We start from the raw sequence: 8,901 nt of genomic DNA, 5'->3' as shown, positions 1-8,901 counted from the left end.
GGGGAAGGGAGAGCCGGTGTCTTTCGAGCCAGCCCAGCGTTGCTCCTCGGTTACGGTGCCTGCACCGCGCCCTCGTCGCGCCTTGGTCTGGCCCGAAATCCACTCGGCCATTCTACCAGCCAATTCTGCAGCTTGGTATTACTTGGGCAAGCCTTGCAGGTAGTGGCGAACGACGGCCAGGGAGTCTGGATCGCTGTCGAGCCGCCAGTTGGGTTCGCCGTTTTTGCCGTCGCCGTGATTGTAGTAGATGAAGCCCGCCAGGCGCTCATCTTGTGCGAAGGCTTCCAGAAAGCTTTCCAGCCATTGCGCTTTGCGCGGTCCGTGGGCGCAGCCAATTTCGGCCAGCAGAAGGGGCTTGTTCCATTGGCTGATGGTCTCGATGCTGGTTTCAAAGATTTCCTGGTAGGATTGCCAGCGGTGCCAGCGGTCGAAGTGGTCGCCGAAGTTGTAGCCATCCAGGCCGAGGAGATCCACGAAGTCGTCGCCCGGGTAGTAGGGTTCGAGCTGCACGAGGGGCTGGTCGGTCCAGACCACATTGGGGGAGAAAAGGAAGCGGACGTTTTCGGCCCCGAATTCTCCCCGGACGATGCCGTGGACTCGCTTCCAGGCGGCCACGAACGCTTCGGGTTGTTGCCCCCACGAGAACCAGTCGCCATTCATTTCAAAGCCGAAGCGAAGGAGAACTTGGCCGCCATGAGCCAGGGCGGCCCGGGCCCAATCTCGCCAGAAGCCATCGAACTGCCCTCCATTGATTTCTTCAAGCAAGCTCTGTGATCGCTTGCCCCAGAGCGCGAGTTCTTGGCTGATGACGGGGATGGCGCCGAATTCCTGGCAGGTCTGGGCGGCCTCGCTCGGGAATCCCCGGCGGGGATGCAGGTCATTGAAAAAGAGGATGTAGTCCGGCTTGGCTCCCAAGGCTTGGATTTGCTCTGCGATGCCTTGGCGGAATTGATCGGTTCGCCAATGGATTTGGTAAAAGCCCCAGCGCTTCTCCGCTGGATCGGCCAAGGAGGAGAGCGGCAGGCAGCCAAGGAGACTGGTCAGCGCGAGCAAGAGGCAGGCTGGGAGAGTGTTCATGTCTCGGCCAAGCGACACAGGAGTTCGGCTCCTTCTTGCAGTTTGTCATTGGGAACGGTGTAACAGAGCCGGAAGTGGGTGTCCCATTCGCTGAAGACTTGGCCTGGTATGATGAGCAGGTTGTGGGCGATGGCTTTCTCCACGAAGCGGGTGCCGGTCTGGCCCTGGGGCGCTTTCGCCCAGAGGTAGAAAGCGCCGTCCGGGGGAGCGAGTTCGAAGCGCTCCTGAAGGATGCCCACCATGAGGTCCCGCTTGGCCCGGTAGTCGGCGATGGGCTGGGTCAGGTCGACCTGGGGGCAGGCGAGCGCGGCCGCTTGGGTGACCGAGGGCGCGCAGACGAAGCTGTATTGTTGCACCATGGTCATGGCACTCAGGATTTCCGGCGGCCCGCAGGCGTAGCCCAGGCGCCAGCCGGTCATGCCGTAGGCCTTGGAGTGGCCCATGAGGACGAGGGTGTCTTGGTAGATTTCCGCCATCGAGACCATTTCGGTGTAGGCGAAGTGGCGGTAGATCTCATCGCTGATCACTAGGAGCTGATGTTGGCCACAAACGTGGGCGATGGCTTCCAGTTCGCTCCGCGAAAGGATGCGTCCGGTGGGGTTGGCGGGCGAGTTGAGGAGGAGAAGTTTGGTCCGAGGCGTGATGGCGGCGGCCAGTTGCCTGGGGTCGATCCCGAATTCACTCCGGTAGGTGTCTAGATACACGGGCGTGCCTCCAAAAAGGCGCACGAGGTGTTTGTACATCACAAAGTAAGGATCGGGGATGAGGATTTCATCGCCCTTTTCCACCAGGGCCAGGAGAGCCAGAAAGAGGCCGCCGCTGACGCCTGAAGTCACGAGGAGCTCGTCCTGGCCCCAGCGGCGCCCGGTGAAGGCTTGTTCTTCGGCTAGCAGTTGCTCCCGGAGGGCGGCGTCTCCTTGGGTGGGCGTGTAGCTGTTGCGACCTGAGTCGATGGCGCCTTTAGCGGCTGCCTTGATGGCATCCGGCACATCGAAGTCCGGCTGGCCAATCGAGAGATTGATGGGGTTTTTGAGCGAGCGAGCCAGGTCGAAGACACGGCGGATGCCGGAGGCGTCGATGCGGAGAGTGCGTTGGGCAAGTCGGCTCATGGAAACAAGGAAGAGGCTGGCCGGCGGAGCGGTCCTTTTCTGAGAGCCGTTCCTTGGCCGCTGAAGGCTTGGCCGAAAAGGGGAAAGCCGTTCTCAGATCAAACCTTCGCCGTATTCCCAACCGCTTCGAACCGGGCCCTTCACGAATTCGTTCAAGCGCGAGTCGGAGAAGGTCATGCTTTGAGGATCGAATTCCACGGTGGTCTGGAAGCGATTGGCGAGCGTCCCCAAGAGCACCACTTCGGTCAGGGGTCCAGAGTAAGCGAACTTCGATCCACACTCCTGGATGTCACCTTTGACGGCCGCGATGATTTCTTTCACGGGGTTGCCAATGGCGCGAGGGACGGTCTGCGGCGGGAGGTTGTTTTGGAGTTCCCGCCAGTTGTTAAGGATCCGGGGACTGGTCGGGCGCATGCCTGGTGAGTAGAGGGTGTTTTTGTCACCAATCATGAGGCAGCCGCCTTCCTTGTTGGGTGCGAGGGGTCGCTTGGCTCCATTTCCGAGATCTTGCTCGGGGAGTCTCGGCAAGCGACCGCCCTCATACCAGAAGACTTTCACGGCCGGCCGGGCGGCGGTAGCGGGGAACTCGTAGACGTAAGTGGCCGAGTTTTTACCGGGCTTTTTCAGTCCGGCTTCCTGGCTGAAATCGAGTTCCGGGGCCATGTAGACGGAGGTGGGGTATCCGAGCCCCATGGCGTAGTAGGGGATTTCCAGGGTGTGGCAGCCGATGTCCCCCAGTCCTCCCGAGCCAAAGTCCCAGTGCCAACGCCAGTTCTTCGGGCAGAAGGTTTCGTGGTAGTCGACGACCGGGCCGGGCCCTAGCCAGAGGTCCCAGTCCAGGGTGCTGGGAATCGTTTGCGGCGGGAAGGTGACGCCGACGTTTTGGTTGTTGCGGGTGGTGCGATTGGTCCAAGCGTGGACTTCGGTGACTGTGCCGAGGAGGCCCGCTTCATACCACTCGCGGATTTTGCGCATGCCATCGAAGTTGTGGCCTTGGTTGCCCATGACGGTCTGAACCGGGAACTTTTCGGCCGCTTTGGCGAGGGTGCGGGCTTGCCAAAGGTTGTGGGTGAGGGGCTTTTGGGTTTGAACGGCGATGCCACGCTCCATGGCGGCGTAGGTAGCCACGAAGTGAGTGTGGTCCGGCGTGCTCACGATCACGAGATCGAGTTCTTTGTCATGCGCGTCGAACATCCGGCGAAAGTCCCGGTAGCGTTTGGCTTGGGGGAAGGCTTCGTAGCCGATTTGGCCGGTCACGTCATCCACCTCCGCGATGGCGATGACATTCTCGTTTTTGCAATCTCCGAAGGCCGTTTTGGCGATTCCCCCGGCACCGATGAGACCGATGTTGAGCTTCGATTTGGAAAACTGGCCAGCAGCTCCCACGTGGAAGAGGGGAAGGGAGCCACCGGTGAGAGCGGCTGTCTGGAGGAACTTTCGGCGGCTGAGGGTTTTCATAACGCTTGGAATGAGGAAGGGATTTTCGGATGGTCTGAGGAGCCGCTTGATAACCAGCGCGGCCCTAGCAAGTATACATAGGTAGCATAACGACGTGAGTCGCTCAAAACTTCCATGAAAAGCCTCTTCCTTGCCTGCTTGTTCCTGTTTCTCAGCTGGCCCAACTTGGTGGCCGCTCCCATCCAGGCGCTCATCATCGACGGGCAGAACAATCATCTGGTGTGGCCCAAGTCGACCATCATGATGAAGCAGTATTTGGAGGAGACCGGGCTCTTCGAGGTGACGATCAACCGGACCCGCTTCACTTGGCGGGGCGAGAAGCGGGAGGGCAAGTGGCTCCCTCTAGCGGGCATCCCAGGAACCAAGGATCTCCCGAAATCCAAGCCCGATCCGAGCTTCCTCCCCGACTTTGAAAACTACCAGGTGGTCATTTCCAATTTCGGAAACAATGCCGCCGATTGGCCCGAAGAAACCCAGAGAGCCTTCGAGGCCTATATCGAAGGGGGAGGCGGCTTTGTTTCCGTCCACGCGGCCGACAACAGCTTCGGCAAGTGGAAGACCTACAACGAAATCATCGGTGTGGGAGGCTGGGGTGGCCGCAAGGGCCATCTGCCTGGAGCCTATGTCTACTACACAGACGACGGTGAATTCGTGCGAGAGGAAGCGCCCGGAAAACGGGTCGGGGCCCACGGGCCGGGACACGAGTTTCCCATTACGGTGCGCGAGCCCACCCATCCCATCATGCGGGGTCTCCCCACGACTTGGCTGAGCAACAAAGACGAGTGCTACGCCGATCTCCGGGGCCCGGCGGAAAACCTCACCATTTTGGCCACCGGCAAAGACCAGACGGAAAAGGGGGCCTCCGAGAAACACGAACCGATGTTGATGGTCATTCACCACGGGGAGGGGCGCACTTTTCACACGACGCTCGGTCACGATAGCATCGCCTTCGAAGGCGTGGGATTCATCACGACCTTTTTGCGCGGGACGGAGTGGGCGGCCACCGGACAAGTGACGCTGCCGGTCCCGGATGATTTTCCCTCCGCGGAAAGCACTTCGACCCGCTCTTTCACGCTCAAGAAATAAGCTGCACCCAATCGTTATGAGTCAATTTCTCTTACAAGGTTTTTTAGCGGGCTATCTCAGCCTCGGGCTGATGGCTGGGGACCGCCCGAACTTCATTATTATCTTCAATGACGACCAAGGATACCAGGACTTAGGCTGCTATGGGGCTCCTGAAATCAAGACGCCACGCATTGATGAAATGGCGTCGGAAGGGATGCGTTTCACGGATTTCTATGTTCCCTCGCCCGTGTGCTCCTCCTCCCGCGCGGCCCTTTTGACGGGCAAGTATCCCGGGCGCGTCGGGATCAAAGGGGTCTTCTTCCCGAACCGAGGAAAGGGTGGCCTGGCGCCCGAGCACGTCACCTTGGCCGAGGCCTTGCAATCCGTGGGCTATGAGACGGCCGCCATTGGGAAATGGCATTTAGGCCATCATCCGGAGTTTCTCCCGACCAACCAAGGCTTCGGCTCTTATTTTGGTATTCCTTATAGCAATGACATGCATCCAGCGGTCGACATGGCCTACGCCGAAAACTGTTTTTTCCGGGAAGGGCAGAGCTTGGCCACCTTGGCGGAGGCCTTTGCGGGTCCTCTCACCAAAGGAAGCCCCCCTTCCCTCAAAAACATGGTCCCCCTCATGCGGAATCTGGAGTGCGTGGAGTTTCCGGCCGACCAGCGCACTCTCACCGAACGGTTTGTGGACGAGGGGATCGATTTCATCTCACAGAGCGTGGCCGCAGAGCGCCCCTTCTTTTTGTATTTGGCCAATTCCATGCCGCATACCCCGCTCTTTGTTTCCAAGCCTTTCCAAGGGGTGAGTGAGCGGGGTTTGTATGGCGATGTCATTGAGGAGATCGATTTTCACACGGGCCGGCTGCTCGATCATTTGACGAAGGTGGGCGCGGAGGAGAACACGCTGGTCGTTTTCTCTTCCGACAATGGCCCTTGGCTGGTGCAGAAAAAAAACGGCGGCTCTGCTCTGCCGCTTTTTGAGGGCAAGCATACGTCCTTTGAAGGAGGGGTGCGCGTTCCGGCGATTTTCAGATGGCCGGGCGTGATTCCGCCGGGGGCGGTCGAGACGGAAATGGCTTCGACGATCGACTTGCTGCCGACCTTCGCGCGGCTGGCAGGTGCGCCTTTGCCGGAAGGGGGGGTCGATGGGAAAGACATCGCCCCGCTCTTGCGAGGAGAGCCCGGAGCCGTCACGCCGCATGACTATCTCTTCTTCCTCCAGCGGGGACAAGCCGTCCGCTCTGGCCCTTGGAAATACCACGCCGTTCGCTTCTACAGTCCGCTCCACAAAAATCGCCCGACCGGCCCCGCGCTCTACCACTTAGAGAGAGATTTGGGAGAAACCACCAACGTGCTGGAAGAGCATCCCGAAGTGGCCGAGCGTTTGGCCAAGGCCCTGGCCGAGCATTTGGAGAGCCTGAAAAGGTAGCTGGGAGCTTGGTATTAGGGAAGCTCCTTCACCCGGGGGTCGCGGAAGAGGATGGTGCCTTGGGCGCCGCTGTGGACTTGGAGGGAGAAGAAGCCCCGGGGAAAGCGGTCTTCTTGATCCACCCAGTGGGCGGCGGGAAGGCCATTGACCCAAGTCTTCATGACCTGCCCTTGGGCCTGGATGGTGATGCGATTCCATTCGTCTCGCCGAATGGCCCCGCGCGCCTCTTCGTGCGCTTGCAGCCAAAGCGGGTAGAGGTAGCCTCCGCAGCTCTGCCCAAAAATGCCGCCCGACCAGCCTCGAGGGCGTTCTTTGGCCTCTTCCATCTCGGCTTGGGGGCCGAAAACGACCTGCCTCCCTTTTTTGTCCTGGCGCGTCTGAGACCGGAACTGGATCCCGGTGTTGCCATTGACAAGCCATTTGACCTCGCAGCTAAAGACGAAATTCTGGAAGTCCGCCCGCTCAGTCGAGAGATAGGTGCTGGGCGAATCGGGCACGCAGGTCCCGAGTATGCCCTCCGGGGTGGCTTCAAAGGTGCCGTCCCCTCCGTAGGCCACCCACCCGCTGAGATCCTTGCCATTGAAGAGCGACTGGAAGCCTTCCCCTTCCCAAGCGGGCTCCGGATCGGTATTCAAGAGCATCTCTTCAGGCAGGGGCGCGTTGGGTTGGCTCTTGTATTGCTCATACCAGTCGGCCTGGGAGGCGGCCAATTCTCCCGCCAAGCTGGGCGTGGCAAGAAGTAGGGAGAGAAGAAGAGAGAGGAGGGCTTTCATAGGAGACGGTTGGTTGGGGTGGTTCATCGCTCGACCCGAGCGCCCCCGCCGCTGACCAGCTTTTCCACCTCGGAGAGGCTGGCCATGCTGGTATCGCCCGGGGTGGTCATGGCGAGCGCGCCGTGCACGCAGCCATAGCTCACGGCTTGGTGGGGATCATTGAAGGTCAGGAAACCGTAGGCCAGTCCACTGGCAAAGCTATCGCCTCCGCCCACGCGATCGAGGATTTCGAGAGCGTCTTCGCCCTGGAATTTGCGAACCGGGTCATAGAATTGGCCAGCATGCCAAAGGAGCGCGCTCCATTCATTGAGGGTGGCCGTTTTGGCGTGGCGCAAGGTGGTGGCGACCACTTGGAAATTGGGAAATTCGGCCACGGCCGCCGCAATCATGTTGCGGAAGGATTCTTCCTCGAGTTGACCAGGTTCGGGGCCCAAGCCCTCCACCTCGAAGCCAAGGCAAGCGGTGAAATCCTCCTCATTGCCAATCATGACATCCACGTAGGGCGCAATCGCTCGATTGACCTCGCGGCACTTGCCCTGGCCCCCAAAGTCTTTCCAGAGGGAGGGACGGTAATTGAGGTCATAGCTCACGATCGTGTCGTGTTGTTTGGCGACCTGGACCGCCTCCAGCACCACCTCGGGCGTGCTTCCGGAAAGCGCCGCATAAATCCCGCCGGTGTGGAACCAGCGGACGCCGAGCGTGCCGAAGAGGTGTTCCCAATTGACCTCCCCAGGCTGGAGTTGGCTGGCGGCCGTGTGGCCGCGGTCGGGCGTCCCCTTCGCGCCGCGAATCCCGTAGCCGCGTTCGGTAAAGTTCAGGCCATTGCGCACTGAGCGACCCAAACCATCATACTCCCTCCATTGAATGAAAGTGGTGTCCACGCCCCCTTGCAGGATGAAATCCTCAATCAGCCGTCCAATGGGATTGTCTGCCAAGGCGGTCACGATGGCCGTCCGCAAGCCAAAACAGCGGCGCAGTCCGCGGGCCACATTGTATTCCCCGCCTCCTTCCCAAGCCTGGAATTGACGAGCGGTCTGGACGCGGCCCTCGCCGGGATCGAGGCGAAGCATCACCTCCCCAAGCGAGAGGCAGTCGTAACGACAGAGGGAAGGGTCTTTGATCGGAAGGGACATCGGCAGAAAGGGAAAGCAGATCCTGTGATCGCAAAATCCTCCCAGAGCGAGGAAAAAGACGCGCGGCAGCAGGAAATTCTCCCGGATTGGGATCGATTCCGAAGCTTCGGGCAAAGGGCGAACTCTCTAAATTACTGAAAATTTCAGATATTTAAGATACAGTTAAAATTATGGTGCTTTTTCGATGCTCGGAAATTGTAAAAATCGTGTTTTTGCTGGCGGTGGGGGCAGGAGTTTCAGGCTGCCAGAGCGTCCAGAATTACCGAGCCGAGGTCAGCGAGCCACCCCCGTTTGCTTGGTCGGCCAGGGTGTTCTCCGCGGTGGAAAGCCGAGAGAGCCAGCGGGATAGCGAGTATGGCTCGGCCGTGGAGGACGAGTGGAAGCTCCCGCTAGCGGTCATGGGCCAGGAGAGCACTCCGGAGAAATCGCCCAAACCAAGGCTGTATCGAATGACCCGCGAGCCCAAGCCGCTAGCGATCAGCGAGAAGCCAGCGCCCCCCGTTACCAAGCCGTCCCCCAAGCCGAGGCGCAGCTTCCTCACGAGAGAAGATTACGATCTCTCCTCGATCCGCTGATAATCGTTTTATACCAAGCTGGAGAATTGGCTGGTAGAATGGCCGAGTGGATTTCGGGCCAGACCAAGGTGCGACGAGGGCGCGGTGCCTGCACCGTAACCGAGGAGCAACGCAGGGCTGGCTCGAAAGACACCGGCTCTCCCTTCCCCGCGCTTCAGCGCCTCTTCCCCACAACACCTTCCCTCCATTCTACCAGTGAATTCTGGAGCTTGGTATTACTGCCTCAGAAAGCCAACGACTCATTGACGACACAAGCAAATGATGGCGCTTGCG

The 8,901-nt window shown here is 59.8% G+C and carries 9 protein-coding genes; 4 read left to right on the top strand and 5 right to left on the bottom strand.

What is annotated here, in order from left to right; all coding sequences use genetic code 11:
* Positions 1–138: 138 nt before the first annotated feature.
* The 3 genes from AAF555_11915 to AAF555_11905 all read right to left on the bottom strand — a co-directional run bounded on the left by AAF555_11915 (position 139) and on the right by AAF555_11905 (position 3,644).
* The gene (locus AAF555_11915; GenBank protein MEM6912271.1) at positions 139–1,077 is read right to left on the bottom strand and encodes a glycosyl hydrolase; all 939 of its coding nucleotides are present in this window, start codon (positions 1,075–1,077) and stop codon (positions 139–141) included.
* The gene (locus AAF555_11910) at positions 1,074–2,186 is read right to left on the bottom strand and encodes an aminotransferase class I/II-fold pyridoxal phosphate-dependent enzyme (protein ID MEM6912270.1); all 1,113 of its coding nucleotides are present in this window, start codon (positions 2,184–2,186) and stop codon (positions 1,074–1,076) included. The genes AAF555_11915 and AAF555_11910 overlap by 4 nt, the downstream gene beginning before the upstream one ends.
* Positions 2,187–2,279: 93 nt before the next feature.
* Positions 2,280–3,644, bottom strand: coding sequence for a Gfo/Idh/MocA family oxidoreductase (locus tag AAF555_11905; GenBank protein MEM6912269.1), 1,365 nt, complete (start codon positions 3,642–3,644; stop codon positions 2,280–2,282).
* A 114-nt stretch (positions 3,645–3,758) separates the two neighbouring features.
* Here AAF555_11905 and AAF555_11900 point away from each other — a divergent pair, with 114 nt between their 5' ends.
* A complete protein-coding gene (locus AAF555_11900) occupies positions 3,759–4,730 on the top strand; it encodes a ThuA domain-containing protein (GenBank protein ID MEM6912268.1) in 972 nt (323 codons plus the stop codon).
* A 16-nt stretch (positions 4,731–4,746) separates the two neighbouring features.
* On the top strand, positions 4,747–6,147 hold the full coding sequence (locus tag AAF555_11895; GenBank protein ID MEM6912267.1) for a sulfatase: 1,401 nt from the start codon (positions 4,747–4,749) through the stop codon (positions 6,145–6,147).
* A 14-nt stretch (positions 6,148–6,161) separates the two neighbouring features.
* Here AAF555_11895 and AAF555_11890 read toward each other — a convergent pair whose 3' ends face one another.
* On the bottom strand, positions 6,162–6,920 hold the full coding sequence (locus AAF555_11890) for a DUF1080 domain-containing protein (protein MEM6912266.1): 759 nt from the start codon (positions 6,918–6,920) through the stop codon (positions 6,162–6,164).
* Positions 6,921–6,943: 23 nt separating this feature from the next.
* The gene (locus AAF555_11885; protein ID MEM6912265.1) at positions 6,944–8,053 is read right to left on the bottom strand and encodes a sugar kinase; all 1,110 of its coding nucleotides are present in this window, start codon (positions 8,051–8,053) and stop codon (positions 6,944–6,946) included.
* 170 nt (positions 8,054–8,223) lie between these two features.
* Between AAF555_11885 and AAF555_11880 the strand changes: the two genes are divergently transcribed.
* Together AAF555_11880 and AAF555_11875 are read left to right on the top strand one after the other, a co-directional pair.
* Entirely contained in the window at positions 8,224–8,628 is a 405-nt protein-coding gene (locus tag AAF555_11880) for a hypothetical protein (GenBank protein ID MEM6912264.1), read from the top strand.
* Between the two features lie 38 nt (positions 8,629–8,666).
* Positions 8,667–8,901: hypothetical protein (locus AAF555_11875; GenBank protein ID MEM6912263.1), on the top strand; the 235-nt coding region annotated here is incomplete at its 3' end.

The organism is Verrucomicrobiota bacterium, from assembly GCA_039027815.1.
Classification (GTDB): Bacteria; Verrucomicrobiota; Verrucomicrobiia; order Verrucomicrobiales; family JBCCJK01; genus JBCCJK01.
This window is presented reverse-complemented; position numbering and strand designations above follow the sequence as displayed.

Bases quoted from the DNA above. Each gene is read 5' to 3' on its own strand.
- AAF555_11910 (MEM6912270.1), bottom strand. From the start codon at position 2,186: ATGAGCCGACTTGCCCAACGCACTCTCCGCATCGACGCCTCCGGCATC.
- AAF555_11900 (MEM6912268.1), top strand. From the start codon at position 3,759: ATGAAAAGCCTCTTCCTTGCCTGCTTGTTCCTGTTTCTCAGCTGGCCC.
- AAF555_11915 (MEM6912271.1), bottom strand. From the start codon at position 1,077: ATGAACACTCTCCCAGCCTGCCTCTTGCTCGCGCTGACCAGTCTCCTT.
- AAF555_11885 (MEM6912265.1), bottom strand. From the start codon at position 8,053: ATGTCCCTTCCGATCAAAGACCCTTCCCTCTGTCGTTACGACTGCCTC.
- AAF555_11880 (MEM6912264.1), top strand. From the start codon at position 8,224: ATGGTGCTTTTTCGATGCTCGGAAATTGTAAAAATCGTGTTTTTGCTG.
- AAF555_11895 (MEM6912267.1), top strand. From the start codon at position 4,747: ATGAGTCAATTTCTCTTACAAGGTTTTTTAGCGGGCTATCTCAGCCTC.
- AAF555_11905 (MEM6912269.1), bottom strand. From the start codon at position 3,644: ATGAAAACCCTCAGCCGCCGAAAGTTCCTCCAGACAGCCGCTCTCACC.
- AAF555_11890 (MEM6912266.1), bottom strand. From the start codon at position 6,920: ATGAAAGCCCTCCTCTCTCTTCTTCTCTCCCTACTTCTTGCCACGCCC.